This is a genomic window from Flavitalea sp. (genome assembly GCF_035489435.1).
Lineage (GTDB): Bacteria > Bacteroidota > Bacteroidia > Chitinophagales > Chitinophagaceae > DATHKG01.
Map to the genome: position 1 here is coordinate 1 of NZ_DATHKG010000112.1, position 21,199 is coordinate 21,199.

Consider the following 21,199-nt stretch of genomic DNA (forward strand, 5'->3'; position numbering starts at 1 on the left):
TAGCTAAGATTGTTTAAGAGATTGTAGCAAATGGATTTTGGCAAGCGTTCTTCCGATAACCGAATGGCTGGCAACTGTAATTCAGAAAACGGTAACACAGCAATGTCATTTCAATTTCTGCAATGCCGATAATGTCAATGCTGGCTATTGCAATAAGTGAATGTTGAATTTTGTTGTACAAGTTGCATATCCCCCTAAGTGAACGAGATTAGAACGTGCAGGATGGGCCTGAGGTTGGTTTGATTGCCACCTTCGATTCCTGTTCGGAGTTACTGAAGCCGATCAGGGTCCAACAGCAACCAGCGCTACAAGCATACCTAAAAAAGCCGATCAGGGAACTAAAAGCCGATCGGAGACAACAGCAGAGACCCGGCATGAACAATGGTATTAACCAGGAATCACAGTGGCAAATCAAACCAACCGAAAGGCCCATCCGGCGAAGGGAAGAACCGAGTGAACGCCACGCACGCGCAAAATCAACAATTCAAAAATGAATCAACTGCTTGCCGAAAAGCGCACAAAATCAACAAGGAAGTTATTCTTCCATCTGCTTCCGATAAGCCTTTATAAAGATGGCCCCAAGATTTTTGTAAGGAGGAATGTAATCATCAAACTTTTCCTTAGCAGCCGCATCATTGCGAAAACGACCTCCAAGATCCTTCCACATAGAGATCCAGTCAATATTCCGACCGGCAACCAGCGAGGAATTTATTGCCTGGATAATCGGCTCATTAACTGTTTTGGTTCCGACTTGTTTAGAGGAGATAATATGCGCATCTGCACTAACATTCAAAACTTCATTCAGGTTGTTGTAACCACCGCAGGAACCGAGTACCACGATATGCGCCGAAGACGGTAAATTTTTCAGGGTAGAAGCCAGGTGATAACTATGGCCGCGATGAATGACCACGGTGGGATGAAGATTTTTATCGTGCAAATATTCTATTAAGGCCTGCTGGGCAGCTGCATCAGGATCATTTTCACCATATAAAGGCTTGTTCGCAAAAATCACAACAGGTTTGCCCCGGGTCGAAGTAATAGCCACCCATTGGCGGGACGGATTTTCGGTGATCTTCCATTCAGGCTTCCCCTGGAACATAGCCATAAAATTGATGTAAGAATTCTGGCCGTCCTTATCATCATCACCATAAAAAAACACCTGTTGTACAACCTTGCCCCCGGAATCCGTCAGCGAATTATAAGCCACAGAATACACTGGCGGAATACCAAGTTTCGTAGAAAGATCAATCTTACGGGTGGTGTCGGCAGACTCAAACAATACCTGTAACAGGTTGTAGATCACCATTCCCTTTTTGTTATTGTGCCTTACGTTGTTGGCATAACTGGTACGAACCTCATCAAGTATATAACGTGCAATGGCCGGATTTTTATCCATGATGCTGCTATAAGAATCAGCCACATCTACTGCATCTTCGAGGTTGCCTTTATCTTTTGTGCGTTCGAGGCCAATCACAAATGCTTTGATCAGGGTGCTGTCGTTCCCTTTGCCCATTTTGGACATAAAATCATTAAGGGTATTATATCCCGCCGCCATCTTGATGAACTTTCGGAAATAATCACCGTTGACACTCATTAACAGACTGTCGGCACGGGGCACCGCCATACGCTGAAATATCCGTTTATATACATTCAGATAACTCGAAGTATAGATTTCGTCTTCTCCGAGAACGATCAGGTAATATAATTCCTGTGGAGTGAGCCCTTCCAGTCTTTTAAATCTTACATTTTCGTTTTCGTTGGCATGAAGTGCATTGATTTCACGTATGAAGTAATCCTTTGCTTTTCTCGCCATCATATCCGTCAGTGACCGCATTTCGAAGGCCGTATCGCGGGTAGGAGGCAATAACCTCCGCGCATAGTCAACCCGGGTATTAACCATCAACCTATAGTACTGAACATCATTCTCCTTTACTTTATCAATGTCGGCTATTGTTATCCGGCCTTTCAGCACATTATCCAAAAATGGAAAATAGAGCTGGCCACTTTTACTGTTTGCCATCTGGGCAACGGTACTTACCAGTTCATCTGGGTGGTTGCGGATCCGGGTGCCAAGTGCATTGCGTGAAGCGGCATAGTCATATAATTTCCTGATATCGCGGTCAGCTGCAATTTTTATCAGAGAATCGGCGTAAGGGAGATATGGTATTTTTCTTAATTCGGGTAATATTTCGTCCGGATAGCGAAATAGATATTTGAGCAAAACGTTCACCTGGGATGGTCTCAGACCGGGATTTTCAGGAGGGTAGATAAATGTTTCTATCAGGATTTTTCCGACACCATACTCATTGGCCTGGATAACCGCTTCAAAACTTTTGCCTTTTTTGTCAAGCTCCATGCATTCGTCAAAAGCGTTTACTAGTGCGGGTGAGATGGACGGGGTGAAGTCTTTTTTATCATATTTATCAGCGTATCCCTTAATCATCAGTTCGAGGGTTCTGAGATATTTTGTTTTTGATTGACCGCTGAGTGTTGAATCGAACTCGATTTTCTGTTGTAGCTTGTCTACACCTTTTATCAGCGCATCTGAGATGACTGTTTTATTTGATTCGGAAGTTGCAAATTTGACTGAACCTTCTGGATTTAACAGCCTTTTCTGTTGTTTATCAACGTTTTCGTGCCAAAGCATCCTGTCGAACGAAACTTTGAAGGGGTAAGACGTTTGCGTAAACCCGTTTTTCCCCATAAACACCAGCAAGCTTACTGTAAAAATCACTTTATACATAATAGTCAACACTCTGATAATAGATCAAATTTACGATCAATTAGTTGTATGAAGGATTGGTAATTTGGCATCGATACTTGTAACTGCTTATTCAAATCCCGTACCTAACGCAACAAAAACCCTGTTTATTTATTATGTGATGTAATTGGGTGATATAAACGCATTGTGATCTCTGTATTATCAAATTGTGAAGTCAGGCCTGTTTATTCGGGTAAAGCCGTCATTTCGATTACGTTTGCGTAAATTTTGAGTTAAATGGAGCTAAAAGGCAAAAAAATTCTCATTGCCGACGATGAACCGGACATTCTTGAAATCATTCAATATAATCTCAGGAAGGAAGGTTACGAAGTGGCGACGGCAAAAGATGGTGATGATGCGCTCACTAAGATCAAAACATTTAAACCGGACCTGGTCATACTCGACATCATGATGCCGAAGAAAACAGGGATCCAGGTTTGTGAAATTCTGCGTGCACAACCAGCTTACCGGGATACGTTGATCATATTCCTGACAGCCTTAAGCGATGAGGGATCCCAGATCCGCGGTCTGGAGACCGGAGCGGATGACTTTATCAGCAAACCAATCAGCCCAAAAGTTCTGAACAGCCGTGTTAATGCTATTTTCAGAAGAATGAGCAACGAGCCGGAAGAAAAAAAGATCCGGATTGGAAACATTGCTATTGATCCCGTCAGGTTTGAAGCAACGATAGATGAGAAACCGGTGGTACTGGCAAAAAAAGAGTTTGAACTATTGTATCTTTTGGCTTCCCGGCCTGGCAGGGTATTCCTTAGAAATGAGATTTTGAACCAGATCTGGGGAAACGATGTCATTGTAGGTGACAGAACCATTGATGTTCATATCCGTAAAGTGCGTCAGAAACTTGGCATTGATTGTATAACCACTGTTAAAGGCGTGGGTTATAAGTTTGATGTTTAAGTAAAGCAGCTGATCATGACAACCAGAAATCTCTCCCCCCGGCAACTGGCGGCTCTAACCGCTCTTTTGCTTTCTGCTCCCATTGCTTTGGGGATTTTGCTATTAACGCAAAACTGGAAAATCGGCCTGGTATCTATTCTGATTATCTTCTCAGGGAGCTACGGACTTATTTTGTTCACCCTGGAAAGGTTTATCTATCGTAAGATTAAACTCATTTATAAGCTCATCCACCAGAAAAAAGCTACCCTGAAAGAGGAAACGTATTTCAAGTATCTGCTTCCTCAGAAAAGCATCGATGAGGTGAGAAAGGATGTCGAAGACTGGGCTAAAACTCAAAACAAGGAGATTGAATTGCTGAAAAAAAATGAAGCTTATCGCCGCGATTTTCTTCAGAACCTGGCTCATGAATTTAAGACGCCGGTTTTTGCTATCCAGGGTTATGTTGATACTTTACTGGATGGGGCCATGGAAGATGAGGTTACCAGGAAAAGATTTCTCGAAAATACAGCAAGGAATGCAGACAGGTTGGTTAACCTGGTAAATGACCTGGATGAAATTTCGCAACTTGAAACAGGTGAGCAGAGTCTATACAGAAAAAACTTTGTGATACAGGATCTCATTCGTGAAACATATGAGTCTCTTTCCATCAAGACTTCCCAGAAAAACATCCGCGCCCTGATCAAAAAAGGTTGTGAAACACCTATAGTGGTTTATGCTGATAAAGAAAAAATTAAGCAGGTTTTAATAAACCTGATCGAAAATGCCACCAAGTACGGAAAACAGAACGGAAGTATCATTGCAAGTATCGACAAGACAGATGATCTGCACGTGTTAATTGAAATAAGTGATGATGGTGCTGGTATTGAAGTAGAGCACCTTCCACGCATATTTGAAAGGTTTTATCGTACAGATGCAGCGCGCAGCCGTGATAAAGGAGGCACCGGACTTGGCCTGGCAATCTGTAAACATATTATTGAAGCTCATGGCCAGCATATTCATGTAAGAAGCAGGATAGATATCGGAACCACGATTGGCTTCACTCTTGAGGGCAAGAAAAGTGAATCTACCGGATATATTTTACCTTAATATCTAACTCACATGTCAGATGCGGGTTAAGTATTTTCTCCCGGTTTAGAAACGATTCCAGCCAGTATTTTCTCAGTCTTTTTCCAGCGTTTTTTCTGATTTTGATCGTAAGGCCTAACACTTATATACATAATAAAGTAACGTTTGTTGGAGTTATTCGTGAGTACAAATCCCTAACTCATGAAAACAAGCAGAAGCCTGCTAGTATGCATTTTTATATGCATAGTGCCGGTGGCCATAATAAAAGCTCAGTGTACAGGTCCTATTACATCGACTGTGATTACATACGATACATCGGTTGTTGGTGTGGGAAAAGCGCCATACATTTTTACTTTTCCAAAATTTGATGCTACGCTTGGAACGCTCACATCTGTGCGGGTTCAGTCAGTTGTGTCAATACAGTATAGCTTCACCCTTGAAAACCTCGACTATTCGCCAAGGACGCTCCGACATAGATTCTATAGGTATGATGACATTACAAGCCCGGCCGTTTCATTCTCCCACAGTAGTGAATATGAGAGTCCGAATTATTCTTTCTCAATGGTTCCAGGTTTTGATGATGTCCGTGGTTCCGGACCCGATGTTGTAGTAGCCGGTCCTTTAACGGTAATAAGCGCAGACACTTTAGTGAACCGCACATTGTTCAATACCGCAGCTTTTATGGGACCTGGAAATATTGCTTTTAACTATGCAACTGATGGCGATGTAAATCTTACAAGTGCCACGGGATATTTTGGATCAACTACAGATATCATCAAATTCAACATATCATATGTATACTGTTCAGCTTTGATCTTAACATCAAGCACCATTAATCTGAATGTAGAAAAATCAGGTGCGCTTTCTGCAATGGTAAAATGGACCAATTCAAATGAGTCACAAGCTGCTTCATACGAAGTAATGGTTAGTTCTGATGGCAAGAACTTTACCACTGCGGCTATGATTCCTGCAAATGGAACTTTCACAAACAACATTGGTTCATACCAGTACAAATATGAGTTCAACCAACCGGCCAGGACTTTATATTTTCGGATCAAGCAAATAAATAAAGACAATAAGCTGGAATATACAGTTATTAAACCGGTGAGCTGGCAGCCGCGGGAACAAACAGTTCATTTTATCGCAGACCAGGCAGGGTCATCCATATACTCTAATTTGCCAACAGCGGGCGGGGCAGCATGGAATGTTGATTTGTTTGGAGTGAATGGTCAATTGTTACAACGAAACCAGCTCAGGGCAACTACTAACTCCACCATGGTGATGAAACAAAAACTACAAAGAGGGGTTTATATCATTCGGGCTATCAATAATTCAACTAAGGAAGTGATCACTCAAAAACTCCTTATACAATAGTTACACGCTTGTCACCGATACCGGTGTTGAACTTACCATATTTTCTCTGTGGTATTTTTTTACGAAGTACCAGATCGCGAGCCCTGTGCCGATTATACCGATCACAGATAAAATCATCACGCTGTTGCTATAGAAAACTGTCCAGCGCAGGTTTAACTTAAATACACCCTTGGTAATGATTACACCAACACTTCCTATGTATCCTACTGAGTCCGCAAGATAAATAAGGAATCCAACGTTGGCGGGTATGCGAAATGTGGCTATGAGTCTTTCGAACAAAACACAATTGTAAGGGATATAACCCATATACAAACCCATCCCAACCATGGTAACCCATATTACAGGGGAAATTTCATGGTAAACGAAGAGGTAAGTAGAAATTCCAGCCACTGCAAAACCGGCCATTACAAATATCAATGAGACAATAAATGCCTTGTAATTATTCCTGATTACAATCATGCTGCCAATCAAAATCAGGATACAAAGTGTTATCGGTACTTCAGTTTGCAGAAAAAGTTCGGGTTGATTCCTGTATCCCATTTCCTGCCACATATTTGCTATGAAATTGTCCCTTATCTCGCGGAATATTGTGAGAAAAGCATAAAGCAAAACAAGCAAGACTATTCCAGGCAGGAAGGTCCGTACGAATGCTATCCTTTGCACTTTTGTCATCGGGACCCGAACTGTACGAACAGCAACATCCTCGGCCATCGGTGGGGGAATCCTTTCCATGAGATAAACAAAGAGGATGAGAAAGGGTACAAACACAGCTCCGGCCACGAACGGCATCCACTTTTCCGCCACACCCTGTACTACCATCAGGTAATTTCCCACGGACTTTACAAAACCAGACGAAAAAATGAAACTCACAGCCAGTGCCGCCCCGATAAAATCAGTTGCCCGCCGGCCTTCTATATAGGAAAAAATTACTCCCCATAACAGGCCCAGCGGGAAGCCATTCATGAAAAGGAAGATAATATTGTATGGAGCCGGTGTTATTGCAAAAAGCAACCATGCAATCCAGGAAATACCGACCAATAGAAAGATCGTTTTCCATCTGCCCGAACGATTGAGCTCCCCAATGAAGGCTATCCCATAAAATTTACTTGACAGGTAGCCAATTGCCTGTACAATTACAAGCAACTCTTTGTAACCGATACCGGCCACAGACATGCCATCGAAAGTAGCAACTGAATATGTTTTACGAAAACCGAAAATGGTAGCATAAGCAAGAAAACTCACAACAGCCGCATAAACGGCTACCATCCATTGCTTGCCGGAAACACCACTATTTGTGGAAGTTATCAGAAGCTACCCTTTACCAGGTGGCGTATGATGCTGTTTCGGAAATGTTCAACATCCGAAGGAGGCAACTGTTGATTAACAACAGCCTGATCCAGTTTTCTTATCGAAATAAGCGTGTCAAACAATGGGTATTTTTCAAATGCCTCTGCTTCTTCGGCATACATTTTACCGCCTTGTTTTTCGAGAAGTGCTTTTGCATTCTCTGACATCTGATTATAATAAGATTCGTCTTTAAAGGCGAGATATCGCTTTGATTCCAGTGTTGATTCAACGAGTCTTACAAGTTTTTTTGCAAAACCTTTCTCACGCAGATAGTCAGCTCCGGCTTCAGCATAATCTTCTTCCGGTTGAGCTGCGCCGTTTGCGGCTACAGCAACCTGGCCAATGTCCTGCAACAGGGCTGCAAGAACAACATCTTCCTCATAACCCATTATTTCGGCAGTCTGGGCAAGTTGCATAACTTGTTCAAATTGTGAAACCTGTCCACCTTCCTGCGCTGAATCACCGTGATTTTGATAAAGCTCAATAATTTCATTTGCAATCAACCTTGCTTTCCCTGAAACCATAACTATTTTGTATTAGATTTTTTTTTGATTCCGCCTTTCCTACCCTTTTTCGATGCTTACGGAAGGGCGGCAAAATACAGTAAAATATGCTCCTTCACAACAGAAAAATAAAAAAAGACCTGCTTGAATTTCCTTTGCCGGCATTTTGCATAAGTATAAACCTCTAAAAAAAGAACCCCGGTATCCGCATTAACAAAAGCCCGGCGCGTTTATTCCTATAATTTTTCTCTGCAAAATCTCTACCATCAACCAAAAAACATGCAGGTCCCGAACCGGACCTGCATGCGCTTAAAGAAATATTATCACCTCGATAAATATGATATCCGCAAAGCTTGCCAACGCATGCCTGGTTGCGGATATTCTGAATTAGTAGTTATTCGATTTTGGAGTAAAACTTGCCCAACCCTGTAGCCAGTTTGTTGTGCCAAAAGCGCCCCGGTAAGTAGTTGTGGTGAAATAAGAATCAATACCTGCGAAATCCACACCAGATAATGCAGGGGAACCTGTTTTTGGCAGGAAGTTGGGTGCATTCAGATTGAATGGATCTGTCAACTGAACTGCATCACGTGAAGCGAGGGTAAGATTTCCTTCACTTTCTGCTTTTGTTTTAATTTCAGCATCTGAAATAACACTAAGCGCGCCCGCATCGCCGGAAATATATGGCTTGCTATAAACAGCTACAATGTTGTTTTTGAATTGTGACTCACCTGATTTATAATCTGTAGCCGTGCCCGCTGATTCAAGCGAAAATCCGCCTTTACGATGACCGATCAGGAGAGAATTTCTCAGGATAAAACGTGCTGATCTTCTCCACCTGTTAGAAACTCCATGCAATGCACTTGAACCTGTAGTATCATAAGGACCGATAAATGTAAAATTGGAGAGATAAGGTTTTGTCAAAGGAGTGGCTGTAGTTCCTGTGCCGTCGTTATCGCATTCGATACCATTAGCCTGATCTGTGTCCGATGGTTTATCTCTTAAAGAAACCGCGAATTGAATTTTTCCGGTATAACCAAAATCAAAATCAAAGTCATCATCATAGGCCGCAAAGGATACAAGGTTTTTCGCATTTACTGTTCCCCCAAAAAATTCGTATCCATCATCAGCACCATATGAAACCTGAATATTTTCCAGGGTAGTTCCTGAACCTACACCACCACAGGTCAAACCATTGATCTCAGAATTTGGCTCAGCAGCAATACCTGAAAACTCTATACGCACATAACGCAGTATACCGGAGTTGTCGCCAGGTTCTGTGCCACCATATGGACGGTTTACACCACCTTCAATAATCGGCGCGGGTGAAGTTGGCCGGTTTGTTGTCGCCTTGCCAAGGAGTATGATTCCACCCCAGTCGCCCGGAGCTCTTTCACTTGGTGCTTTACCTGAAGTGAAAATGATTGGCTGATCCGCTTTGCCATCAGCTATAAGTTTTGAACCTCTTTCAATAATGAGAGCACCTTTTTCAGTGACGTCACTTTTGACAATACTACCAGCTTCTATAGTAAGCGTGGCTCCATTATTAACATACACATAACCACGTAATGTATAAGTACCTTTCAACAAAGTGATGCTTTTATCTATAGTACCTGTAAGCACTTTAGATACATTTGGATCGTCGGTGTCACCATTTCCGGTACCTGATCCGGACCCATCATTTATATCAACCTTAATACAGGCGGATAGCGTTAAAGCCGACATAGTTATTACTAAAGCTTGCTTCATCCATTTCATATAAGAACGTTTAATTGTTATTTTGTTTAGGTGTTAGTTTGTTCAGGTGTTACTTGGTTCAGGCGTTGTTTTGTTCAGGTGTTGTTTTATGCAGTTGTCGTTTTATGCAGCTCGTTTATTCAGGTATTGATTTGTGCAGGGAAATTTATTCGGATTGATTGTTCAATTGTTTATTATGATAGCATTTATTATAGTGCAAAGTCGTAGTTGAACCCGACTGTAACTGTAGAACCATATTTGAATGAACTGAACACACGATCTGTACCTTTTTTGTAAGCCCTGGGGCCGTCAACATTTTCATAGTACATATAAGGCTGATTGAACATATCGCTGAGTGTAAGTTTTACTTCACCTCTTTTGTTTAGTACTTTCTTAGATACCTGGATGTCAAATACGTCGCGTGGATTTTCGTAAATATCAGGGAAACCTAATGACTGATATCCAACGAGGGCGAGGCGGTTGCCAACCCGGTTATACAATAAGGTTGCGTTCCAGCCTGAAGCTTTCGAACTGTATTGCAAACCACCATTAATAAGATAAGGTGACTGACCCTGCACCGGCCTGTCTGCAGATACCACTTTGCCCAATAACTCATCATTGAATTTGACCTGGGAGAAGATATAAGTTAAATTTGCGAAAAGAGAGAAGTTGCTAAGTATGTCTGTATTGCCTCCAAGGAAACGAAGGTTTTTTCTTACCTCAAGTTCAAGGCCATATGTATTTGCATCTGTTGCATTCTGGTAGAAATAGTTTCTTCTTGTAAGCACGCTTCCCGGATCAAGACGGAATTCAATAGGATTTATAAATCTTTTATAAAAACCTGCTATCGTTATGGCTTCACCTGCCGCAGGATAAAGCTCGTATCGCAAATCAAGATTATAGATATCCGTTGTCTTCAGATCCGGGTTTCCGCGGACCCCAAATGTTGATTCATAATCAAAAAACTGGAAGGGGGCTATTTCTCTGAATTCAGGTCTTGATACAGTTTGAGAACCTGAAAAGCGGAGGATATTCTTGTCATTTAGCTGGTAAGTAAGATTGACTGAAGGAAGTACTTTCCAGTCTTCTGTGTTAATGATAATAAGTTCTGCTGAACGATCTTTTGTTTCGAGGAATTGTTCGAAAAATTCGACCCTTGCACCCCAGATCAATCGTAGCTTGTCAGACAATTTATTATCAAACATAGCGTAACCGGCACTTAGCGCTGATACAGCAAAGTATTTATCCTCATTGTTCGTAAACTCATCCATTACGAATCCATTGGGCGCAATGTTAGAGGTTGCGAAAATCTTGTCATAAGGTAGAAACCTGTAGTCATTATTGAACGAACCTGATGCTTCTACATATCTGAATATGCGTGAAGCGAAATCACGGAATCGAACTAATGTGGAACCTCCGACTTTCAAATTTTGCTTTTGCCCAAACATATTAAACGGCAGAGTGATAGCGAGATTACCACTTACACCATGATCCTGCAGGTTTGAATAAAAACGACGTGTGTCATCCTGATCCCACTCATATGGATTTGCAGAACCAACGCCTCCTTTGAAGTAGGCTGAGGTCCTTAGATCCGGTTGCGTTTTGCTATTAAGTGAGTAACCTGCATTCCAATATACTTTTATGTTTTTAAAATCCAATTGGTGGTTTCCTTCAAAAATTCCGGTATAGAAACTTCTTTGATTTAACACAGAAGAACTGAGTCTAACTTCACCACCACGATCGTAGTTTGGTCCTGTTCTTACATAAAAATTGTCTTCGTAATATTGGTTGAACAGATTCTTAAACGAGATTTTGTGCTTACCCTTTACATATGTGAAGTTGGCCATGGCGCCGACACTTACATTATATTTATTCTGAGCGTCATTAAAACTTTGTATCGGCTCGCCATCTACCTGGTATAATGCACGATCAACATTAAAAGTCAACAGACTTTTCCGATAGATCAATGACACCACAGATCCAAATGACCCGCCATTTTTTAGCTTCCTGCCAATACCCCACCCGATGTTATAGCTCTGTATAGGTCCTGCTGTTGTAGTTGTTGTAGCATAAACATCATTCGGGAACAGTTTTGTTAACTCAAGTTTTTGAGATAGCCCGTCTGATTTGGAAGAAAGTGAATTATATGCCTGGCGATTAGATGGGAAGCCCGCAGGCAGATTTCTCTTTCCATCATCAAATCCTGCCCAGTCGGTACTGCTTCTTTCGTTGCTGCTGAAATCCTTAAAGGTCGAACTTGTATTATAGCCGAGTGAAAACCCAACACTCAGAAAATCTTTTGTAGGAACATCTTTTGTAGTAACCTGTATGAGACCACCGGCAAATTCACCTGTCATATCCGGAGTTGCAGTTTTGTTCACGACAATATTATCTACCACGGAAGAAGGGATAACATCAAACGAAAATGCTTTTTTATCGGGTTCTGAACTTGGCAACTGTGCTCCGTTCAAAAATGCGGTGTTATAACGATCACCAAGCCCACGGACAACAACAAACCTATTGTCCTGGATACTCGTACCACTTACCCTTTTCAGGATTTCACCTGTATTTTTATCAGGAGTTCTTCTAATGAAATCAGCTGCAAGACCACTTGAGAGTGCGGTATTATTACGTTGAAAATTAATCAGGGCACTGGTGCTTTCTTTTCTGACTGATGATCTTACTACAACTTCATCAAGGGTTTTATTTTCAAGAACAATATCTATATTGTTGTCTTCACCCGCTTTTACTTCAACTTCTTCAATAATTTTTGAATTATATCCTGCGCTTGAAACGTTTAATGTATATTTTTTGCCAGCTTCGAGGTTGAAGGAAAACCTGCCATCTACATCAGCGGCAATTGTCTTGTTAATCAGGGGAATTTCAATTGTTGCTTTTGCGACTGCTTCATTTTTTGAGTTAATCACTTTCCCATCAAGCCTTATTGTCTGGGCCGAAATGAAAACGGATAAAAAAAACAGGGGAAGAAAAAAGATGCTTTTGCAGCTCACAACAGTTGGTTTTAATGTCCGCAAAAGTACCCAGCCAATGTTACCGAAATGTTACGACGATGTTATGGAATTGTTACCTGCCTTATCCTGGCAAGAAGGAAACGATATTTGTCTGCTGATGACTGTTTATTCACCTATTATTATATACCAAAAAAAATCAAGACAGTTTAGGAGTGATATGTTATTAAATCATTACCAATCAAGTCATATTTTTACTATAGTCTATAAAGTCTATTTTTGCCCAAATTTTTAGATATGGGCTTTAATTCGATCATGAAGATTTTTATGCCAAAGGATAGAATATTCTATTCCCTGTTCGAGCAGGTAGCTGAAACGGTTGCTAAAATGGGACAGGTCATGAAACAGGTTGTAACTGAACCTGATTACGATAAAAGAGCCGCCCTTATCTCCCAGATTGAAGACCTTGAGCACGTAAATGACGATCTTACCCATAAAATTTTCACTGAATTAGGCCGAAATTTTATCACCCCTTTTGACCGGGAAGACATTCACTACCTTGCCTCTGCGCTTGATGACATCTGTGATTACATTTTCGCATCCGCTAAAAAAATCAATTTTTACAAGGTTAATCCAAACGACCAGGGCATCCAGAAGATGGCGGATCTTATAGAACAAGGCACGGAGCAGATAAAAAATGCCGTGGTTGAACTCAGGAATATGCGCAATATGCGCCAGATAACTGATGCTCTTGTGAAAGTAAACAGTATCGAAAACCAGGCAGATGACATTTTTGATATGAGTATCGAGCGCCTGTTTGAAACTGAGCCCGATGCAAAAGAAGTGATCAAAAAAAGAGAAATCTACCAGGTAATGGAGATTGTAACCGATAAATGTGAAGATGCCGGTAACGTGATCGAATCGATCATCATTAAGTATGCCTAGTAATTGGAAGTATGCCTGGTAATTGCCCCTTATGCTTAGTAATCAATTGAGCACTTCTCTCACTCCAACAGATAATATCATCATATGACTTTCCTGGTTATCATTATAATATTGGCACTGATATTTGACTATATCAATGGTTTTCATGATGCTGCAAATTCAATTGCAACGGTGGTATCAACCAAGGTACTCACCCCCTTTCAGGCGGTATTGTGGGCTGCGGTGTTCAACTTCGCAGCTTTTTTTATTGCAAAATACTGGATAGGTGAGTTTAAGATCGGGAACTCCTTCGCAAAATCTATCAATGGCAACTTTATCACACTCGAGGTTATTTTTTCAGCATTGATGGCAGCCATTGCCTGGAACCTCCTGACCTGGTGGTTTGGCATCCCTTCTTCCTCTTCACATACTTTGCTGGGTGGATTTATGGGTGCAGCCCTTGCATCAGTTGGTCACTTTCGCGAAGGTGGGCTGGATGTAGTCAATTATTCAGTCGTATTACCGATTTTCCTGTTCATATTCGGGGCACCGTTGATCGGGATGGTTATCTCGCTCATTATAACCTTAATTATTGTTAATGTCTGCCGAAATGCTAATCCTTATAAAGCCGACAGCTGGTTCCGCCGGCTTCAGCTCGTTTCTTCCGCCTTGTTCAGCCTCGGGCACGGCTCTAATGACGCTCAAAAAGTATTAGGTCTTATTGGTGCCGCGATGGTTGCAAACGGGAACCTTGACGAAGTAAAGAATGTACCGGACTGGGTACCCCTGGCCTGTTTTACGGCGATAGCACTGGGTACGATGAGCGGCGGCTGGAAAATTGTAAAGACCATGGGCAGCCGGATTACCAAAGTAACTCCGCTGGAAGGAGTTGCCGCGGAAACTGCAGGTGCTTTCACGCTGTTCCTGACAGAGCACCTCGCCATTCCTGTGAGCACAACTCATACTATCACAGGAGCCATCATGGGAGTTGGTGCAACGAAACGACTATCGGCCGTGCGTTGGGGCGTTACAATAAATCTGCTTTGGGCCTGGATACTAACGATCCCGGTGAGTGCTTTGCTTGCTGCTATTGTATATTGGATAGTTCGGCTCATACTTCACTAAATCATTGAGCTACCAGCCTCCCACTTAACAATTAACAACTATAAGTTCCCGATATATTTTGTTTATTTGTCGGAAAGATAAAAAATGAAAGGCATTATTCTTGCCGGGGGATCCGGTACCCGCTTGCATCCTATCACTTATGGCATCAGTAAACAGATTATGCCGGTTTACGATAAGCCAATGATCTATTACCCGCTTTCTACCCTCATGCTTGCGGGAATCAAAGAAATTCTTATTATTTCTACTCCGCATGATCTGCCACAGTTTACCCGTTTGCTCGGTGATGGATCCCGTATAGGTATCTCGATCACCTACGCTGAACAACCTTTGCCGAACGGCCTGGCCCAGGCTTTTGTAATAGGAGCTGATTTTATTGGTAATGATAAAGTGGCATTGGTACTTGGAGACAATATTTTTTATGGTGTGGGACTTGGTGATCAACTGGTAAATAATACGAATCCGGAAGGTGGAATTGTATATGCATACCAGGTGAGTGACCCGGAAAGATATGGTGTAGTGGAATTCGACAAATCAAATAATGTGATCTCCATTGAAGAAAAGCCGGCCAAACCAAAAAGCAATTTTGCTGTTCCCGGACTTTATTTTTATGATAACACCGTGGTAGCCATAGCTAAAGACTTACCTGTGGGTCCCAGGGGAGAGTATGAGATTACAGACATTAATAAAGAATACCTTCGTAATGGGAAATTGAAAGTTTCGATTCTTGACCGGGGTACAGCCTGGCTGGATACCGGCACCTTTGATTCACTTATGCAGGCTTCTCAATTTGTGCAGGTTATCGAACAAAGACAAGGTATCAAAATTGCCTGCATAGAAGAAATCGCTTACAAAAAAGGGTTTATCAGCCGGGAACAGCTGGTACAAGTGGCCCAGCCCCTGCTGAAAAGCGGTTATGGTCAGTACCTGATGAATATTATTTAGAATGAGATTCTGAGTTTCGCATTTTAGAATTCAGGATGACGATGCCTGATAGAATCGCCTTAAAAAAAGATTATGAAAAAAATTCTTGTCACTGGTGGGTGCGGTTACATCGGCTCACATACTATAGTGGATCTGATTGAAAACGGGTATGATGTGATATCTGTAGATAACAATTCGAGGTCATCCCCAAGAATGTATGAAGGAGTTGAGAAGATAACCGGTAAAAAGATAAGAAAATACAAGGTTGATCTTTGCAATTTTGATGACACCTTCGCCATATTCCAGGAGAATGATGACATTGCCGGCATCATACATTTTGCTGCATACAAAGCAGTAGGTGAATCTGTAGAACAGCCGCTGATGTATTTCGAAAACAACCTGGTTTCCCTGATAAATCTCCTGAAATGCGTTCAGGAATTTAATATACCAAATTTTGTTTTTTCCTCTTCATGCACGGTTTATGGCAATCCGGACGTAATTCCGGTCACTGAGTCAACTCCCCCCAAGCCCGCTGAATCTCCCTATGGTTATACCAAGCAGATGGGCGAACAAATTATCAATGAATTTTCCAAGGCGAATGAGGCGAAGTGTATACTGTTGCGCTATTTCAACCCTGTAGGTGCACATCCAACCACACTTATCGGAGAACTGCCAATTGGCAGACCTGCGAACCTGGTGCCGGCGATCACGCAGACAGCTATTGGTAAACTGCCTACGTTGATGGTATATGGAGATGATTATCCAACCCGTGATGGCTCCTGTATACGCGATTATATACATGTTTGCGATATCGCTCATGCGCATACGCTTGCAATACAATACTTGTTGGAAAGACGCAGTTCAAAAAGATGCGAAGTTTTTAATCTTGGATCAGGAAACGGAATTACAGTACTTGAAGCAATTAAAACCTTCGAACAGGTTTCAGGGGTAAAATTGAATTATGAAATCGGCCCAAGACGCCTGGGTGATGTTGTAGCCATTTATGCAAATAACGACTATGCCCGCACTGAGCTCCACTGGGAACCGGTTTATTCGCTCGAGGAAATGATGGCCACTGCCTGGAAATGGGAACAACGGCTGAAAGTAGACGAAAAGTTTTATCAAAGCAAGCAAGTTGACTTAAATTAGCGATGAGCGATGAGCTATTCATAACTTTGAATTTCATAACTTCTTTCATAATTCATAATTCATAATTCATAACTCTTTTAAAATAACTTACAATAACACATGCTTAGAGAGATTCAGGAAACAGGTAAAAAGGATACAAGGAGCGGATTTGGTGATGGAATTATCGAGGTGGCAAGAAAAAATCCTAATGTTGTTGCATTAACAGCTGACCTTGCCGGTTCGCTTAAGTTAAACCAGTTTATAAAAGAATATCCCGAACGTTATATACAATGCGGCATAGGTGAAGCAAATATGATTGGAATGGCAGCCGGTTTAACCATTGGGGGCAAAATTCCTTATACCACGACATTTGCGAATTTTTCTACAGGTCGTGTATATGATCAGATCCGTCAATCAGTAGCTTACTCAGGCAAAAACGTAAAAATCTGTGCTTCCCACGCAGGTTTAACCCTCGGCGAAGACGGGGCAACCCACCAGATCCTGGAAGACATCGGAATGATGCGAATGCTGCCGGGTATGACCGTTATCGTTCCCTGCGATTATAATCAAACCAAGGCCGCGACTATTGCGATAGCTGACTATGTAGGGCCGGTTTATCTGCGGTTTGGCAGACCAGTCTGGCCGATTTTTACAAAAGCAGATGAACCTTTCCAGATCGGTAAAGCTCAGATGATTTCCGACGGAACTGATGTAACAATCTTCGCCTGCGGTCATCTTGTGTGGAAGGCAATTGAGGCCGGGAGAATTTTGGAAGAAAAAGGCATAAGCGTTGAAGTCATAAATATTCATACCATCAAACCACTGGATGAAGATGCCATCCTGAAGTCGATCCGTAAAACAAAATGTGCTGTCACCGCAGAAGAACATAATATCCTCGGCGGACTCGGAGATAGTATAGCACATGTGGCTTCTTCTAATTTCCCGATCCCAATAGAAATGGTTGGTACCCGGGATACATTTGGCGAAAGTGGTACCCCTGCACAGCTGCTCACGAAATATGGCCTCGACGCTCCAAACATCGTGGAAGCTGCTCAAAAAGTGCTGGCCAGGAAAAACGCTTAACAGGATCTTGGCTTAACAGGATCTTAGGTTAACAGAACCTTATTAATATTGAAACGAAGATTACCAACTAATCTTCGTTTTTTTATGTGGTAATGGAAAACTGTGGTTAAACCCGGGAGAGGAAAGGCAGTCTAACTATAAATAACGTTCAGAAAAATCCATATATGGCGGTTACCCTTCAAGACAGTGAGTTACTTGTACAGTTCCGGAACCCTGCCACCAAAGAAGCAGCTTATACCAGTCTAATCAGAAAATATCAGGAAAAGTTGTACTGGCACGTAAGGCGGATAGTTGTGGAGCATGAAGACGCTAACGATGTACTTCAAAACACCTTTATCCGTGTTTGGAATGCTCTGGAAAATTTCCGGGAAGATTCACAACTCTATACCTGGTTGTATCGAATCGCGACAAATGAGTGCCTTAGCTTTCTTGAGCAGAAAAAAAGAAAATCTTCTGTGTCTCTGAGTGATGATGAGAATTCCCTCACTGGTTCAATTAGAGCCGACAAGGACTTTGATCCCAGTAAAATTGAATGGAAACTCCAACTTGCGATTCAACAGTTGCCCGAAAAACAAAGAGCAGTGTTTTCATTGAGATATTACGACGAAATGCCATATAACGAGATGAGTAAGGTGCTTGAGACTTCGGAGGGAGCATTGAAAGCATCTTACCATCATGCGGTAAAAAAAATTGAGGATTTTATATTGAACCATTAAACTTTACTTAACAAAAACGGTCTTATTGCAGTGGAAAAGATAACCCCTATAACAGAAGAGCTTAAACAACTTGGATCCGGTCTCGGGAACTTTCCGGCGGTGAATCCATACAAGGTACCGGCAGGTTATTTTGATGAGTTTCCGGCCAGGATGTTTAGCCTTGCTTCCGGCGGGTCTCTTCCTGCTGCTTTGACTGGTCTGCCAACTCCTTACCAGGTGCCAGGCGGCTATTTTGATAATTTACCGGAGACGATATTAAAAAAGGCGCTGGCATCATCGTCCGGGAATCAGTCTTCCCTCGCTGAACAGCAGGCAACAGGTCAATCAAACTCCGGGCAATCAACTTCACAACCATCAGGTTCGAAACGATCAGCTTCGGAACAATTAGCTTCGGAACAATCGGCTTCGGAACCAGCAGCTTTGGAAGCAACAGCTTTGGAAGCAACAGCTTTGGAATCAGCAGCCTCGGAATCAGCTGCCTCGAAACAATCTGCTTCGGAATCAGCAACTTTGGAGGAATCAGCAGCAGACGAACTCGCGGGCCTTTCCTCAATTTTAAGTGGCATTGGCAAAAAGACGCCGTTTACGGTCCCTCCTGATTATTTCGACGAACTTTCCGGCAATATAATTTCCGGTGCACAGGCGGTTGAACTGGTAAATGAGGAACTTGAAAACCTGTCTCCATTAATGGCGAGCCTGAAACCGGTAAATGTTTACTCAGTTCCCAATGAATATTTCAGGGAACTGCCCGGCATCATTCTTAATAAAGTAAAAGTATCTGAACCGGCAGGCACCAGGGTGGTTAACGGGATGTTCAGACGCCGTATAATGCAGTATGCAGCGGCCGCGGTTATTACCGGACTGATGATTACCGCAGGTTTTTTCTTTGCGGACAGGAATACAAGGCAGCATGAAATTGTTTCCATTAAGGGCCTCCAAGAAAAGGCTGCCCAGACCAGTGACGAGGAAATTTTGAATTACCTGGCAACTCAGCAAATGCCCCTCGTTGATTCGCTTATGAATGCCGATCCTGAAATAAATGCAGATGCCATTCTGGATATGCTTGCTAATGTATCAGATGAAGAGTTGCAACAATACCTGCAGCTTCAGACTGATTCCAAAATATTGATTAACTAAAAAACATGAAACGAATTTTAACCATACTATTCCTGATAATCACGTCTCTAAACCTGGCATTCGCACAGGATGAAGCAACGAAGCTTAGAAACAATGGAGGGAAAATAGAAGCACTGAAGATTGCTTACCTGACTAATAAACTTACTCTTTCTCCGGAAGAAGCTCAAAGGTTCTGGCCAGTATATAATAAGTATATGGAAGAAATCCGTAAAACCAGGCTCGATGCCAGAGAAAACAAACAACAGGAAATTGTCACCGATGAAAAGATCCTTGGTATCCGTAAAAAATACAATACCGAATTTGGCAAGGCACTTAGCAGTGAGAAGGTAAATACATTCTTTAAAGCCGAAAAAGAATTCGGAACCTATCTCCAGAAAGAAATTATTGAAAGAAGACAACAACGAATGGAAAGGAAGAAAAACGGAAAATAGTGGTAAGTGGTGAGTGAAAAATACAGTGACTCATAATTCTGCACTCACTCATAACTCATCACTCATAACTCATAACTCATAACTCATCACTTTATTCACGCTCCACTACGGGAGAATTAATATCGTGATAAAATAAGAAGGTCCAATGTTCGGTTGCGCCTTGTTGCCACCATTTGTGACGAAGCTCCATGGATTTACGCCCGTCAAAATCATATTTCGCTACAAAGCGATTCTTCATTTGTTGTAACTGCGGAGCATCATCACCGCCGAAAAATATACGCTGATCTCCGTCAACTATCCAAAACACCTGGTGAAAAGGACTATGAGCCCCGGTCATCTCGTATTTTATGTATCCCTCAATCACTCCATGATCACCAAGCAATATCACTTGTGTAGATTCTTTCAGGCACTCAAGCTCTTCCGGAATATAGGATGGCAAACCTTTTTCAAATGCAAAATCAATTTCTTTCCTGGAGACAAAGTATTTGGCTTTTGGAAATGAAAGTATCTTTTTTCCGGTTGCTTTATCAAACCTGCTCACACCACCTGCGTGATCTTTATGAAGATGACTCATTAAAACTTTTGTAACATCCTCCGGATGAATGCCATGTTCTTCCAGATTCTTATATAATTGCAACTTACCCGAGGCATCTGAAAAGCCTAAGCCGGTGTCTATCAGCAAAACATCTTTATCTGTAATGATGAGAAATGGTTGAATCTCTACCAGTAAACTTCCAACAGGCCTTTCCTGCAACTGGTCAGCAGAATTATCAAAAGGCACGAATAATTTTGTACTGTCTATCGTAAAGCTTCCTTCACTAAGTGGTATGATTTTCATAAATATTAAAGACAAATAGATGCAAATGGTGTGGTTCCCGCATCAAAAGTATTCAATATTGCCCGATATCAGACTTGTATAATATCAATAACTGCAAAATGATGCAAAATAACGCAGCGAACGAGGAATTTAAACAGCACAATAATTCATAACGAATGCAGGATATTCATGCATAAATATATATTTTCATAGAATATATATTTATGGAGGCTGATATTGCGCATA

General features: G+C 41.9%; 18 protein-coding genes. 12 read left to right on the forward strand and 6 right to left on the reverse strand.

Annotated features, from left to right (window positions below):
- Positions 1–215: 215 nt before the first annotated feature.
- Positions 216–494, forward strand: coding sequence for a hypothetical protein (locus tag VK664_RS18250; protein WP_461400130.1), 279 nt, complete (start codon positions 216–218; stop codon positions 492–494).
- A gap of 41 nt (positions 495–535) precedes the next feature.
- On the opposite strand, the gene VK664_RS18255 is transcribed toward VK664_RS18250, so the two are convergent.
- On the reverse strand, positions 536–2,743 hold the full coding sequence (locus VK664_RS18255) for a hypothetical protein (RefSeq protein WP_461400131.1): 2,208 nt from the start codon (positions 2,741–2,743) through the stop codon (positions 536–538).
- 255 nt (positions 2,744–2,998) lie between these two features.
- On the opposite strand from VK664_RS18255, the gene VK664_RS18260 reads away from it, so the two are divergent.
- From VK664_RS18260 to VK664_RS18270, 3 genes are all read left to right on the forward strand, one after another.
- Positions 2,999–3,679, forward strand: a complete 681-nt coding sequence (locus VK664_RS18260; RefSeq protein WP_461400132.1) for a response regulator — start codon at positions 2,999–3,001, stop codon at positions 3,677–3,679.
- Between the two features lie 15 nt (positions 3,680–3,694).
- Positions 3,695–4,765, forward strand: coding sequence for a sensor histidine kinase (locus tag VK664_RS18265; RefSeq protein ID WP_461400133.1), 1,071 nt, complete (start codon positions 3,695–3,697; stop codon positions 4,763–4,765).
- A gap of 180 nt (positions 4,766–4,945) precedes the next feature.
- Positions 4,946–6,118: a choice-of-anchor E domain-containing protein gene (locus tag VK664_RS18270; RefSeq protein WP_461400134.1), complete on the forward strand. Its 1,173-nt coding sequence runs from the start codon at positions 4,946–4,948 to the stop codon at positions 6,116–6,118.
- On the opposite strand, the gene VK664_RS18275 is transcribed toward VK664_RS18270, so the two are convergent.
- From VK664_RS18275 to VK664_RS18290, 4 genes are all read right to left on the reverse strand, one after another.
- Positions 6,119–7,384: a DUF5690 family protein gene (locus VK664_RS18275; protein WP_461400135.1), complete on the reverse strand. Its 1,266-nt coding sequence runs from the start codon at positions 7,382–7,384 to the stop codon at positions 6,119–6,121.
- Positions 7,385–7,422: 38 nt separating this feature from the next.
- Positions 7,423–7,989 (reverse strand): phosphohydrolase, encoded by a 567-nt coding sequence (locus VK664_RS18280; protein WP_461400136.1) that lies wholly within the window; start codon positions 7,987–7,989, stop codon positions 7,423–7,425.
- 366 nt (positions 7,990–8,355) lie between these two features.
- On the reverse strand, positions 8,356–9,714 hold the full coding sequence (locus VK664_RS18285) for a hypothetical protein (RefSeq protein WP_461400137.1): 1,359 nt from the start codon (positions 9,712–9,714) through the stop codon (positions 8,356–8,358).
- A gap of 197 nt (positions 9,715–9,911) precedes the next feature.
- Positions 9,912–12,713, reverse strand: a complete 2,802-nt coding sequence (locus VK664_RS18290; protein WP_461400138.1) for a carboxypeptidase-like regulatory domain-containing protein — start codon at positions 12,711–12,713, stop codon at positions 9,912–9,914.
- 255 nt (positions 12,714–12,968) lie between these two features.
- On the opposite strand from VK664_RS18290, the gene VK664_RS18295 reads away from it, so the two are divergent.
- The 8 genes from VK664_RS18295 (at position 12,969) to VK664_RS18330 (ending at position 20,136) form a co-directional block, all read left to right on the forward strand.
- Complete coding sequence (locus VK664_RS18295) at positions 12,969–13,616, forward strand: DUF47 domain-containing protein (RefSeq protein ID WP_461400139.1); 648 nt, start codon at positions 12,969–12,971, stop codon at positions 13,614–13,616.
- Between the two features lie 84 nt (positions 13,617–13,700).
- Positions 13,701–14,720: an inorganic phosphate transporter gene (locus VK664_RS18300; RefSeq protein WP_461400140.1), complete on the forward strand. Its 1,020-nt coding sequence runs from the start codon at positions 13,701–13,703 to the stop codon at positions 14,718–14,720.
- A gap of 84 nt (positions 14,721–14,804) precedes the next feature.
- On the forward strand, positions 14,805–15,662 hold the full coding sequence (gene rfbA, locus VK664_RS18305; RefSeq protein ID WP_461400141.1) for a glucose-1-phosphate thymidylyltransferase RfbA: 858 nt from the start codon (positions 14,805–14,807) through the stop codon (positions 15,660–15,662).
- A gap of 72 nt (positions 15,663–15,734) precedes the next feature.
- Positions 15,735–16,790 carry a UDP-glucose 4-epimerase GalE gene (galE, locus tag VK664_RS18310; RefSeq protein ID WP_461400142.1) on the forward strand — a complete coding sequence of 352 codons (1,056 nt, stop codon included), beginning with the start codon at positions 15,735–15,737 and terminating at the stop codon, positions 16,788–16,790.
- Positions 16,791–16,889: 99 nt separating this feature from the next.
- The gene (locus VK664_RS18315) at positions 16,890–17,852 is read left to right on the forward strand and encodes a transketolase family protein (RefSeq protein WP_461400143.1); all 963 of its coding nucleotides are present in this window, start codon (positions 16,890–16,892) and stop codon (positions 17,850–17,852) included.
- Between the two features lie 164 nt (positions 17,853–18,016).
- Positions 18,017–18,568 (forward strand): RNA polymerase sigma factor, encoded by a 552-nt coding sequence (locus tag VK664_RS18320; RefSeq protein WP_461400144.1) that lies wholly within the window; start codon positions 18,017–18,019, stop codon positions 18,566–18,568.
- 30 nt (positions 18,569–18,598) lie between these two features.
- The gene (locus VK664_RS18325; protein ID WP_461400145.1) at positions 18,599–19,705 is read left to right on the forward strand and encodes a hypothetical protein; all 1,107 of its coding nucleotides are present in this window, start codon (positions 18,599–18,601) and stop codon (positions 19,703–19,705) included.
- Positions 19,706–19,710: 5 nt separating this feature from the next.
- Positions 19,711–20,136, forward strand: coding sequence for a hypothetical protein (locus tag VK664_RS18330; RefSeq protein WP_461400146.1), 426 nt, complete (start codon positions 19,711–19,713; stop codon positions 20,134–20,136).
- Between the two features lie 91 nt (positions 20,137–20,227).
- On the opposite strand, the gene VK664_RS18335 is transcribed toward VK664_RS18330, so the two are convergent.
- Positions 20,228–20,974 carry an MBL fold metallo-hydrolase gene (locus VK664_RS18335; protein ID WP_461400147.1) on the reverse strand — a complete coding sequence of 249 codons (747 nt, stop codon included), beginning with the start codon at positions 20,972–20,974 and terminating at the stop codon, positions 20,228–20,230.
- Between the last annotated feature and the right edge of the window lie 225 nt (positions 20,975–21,199).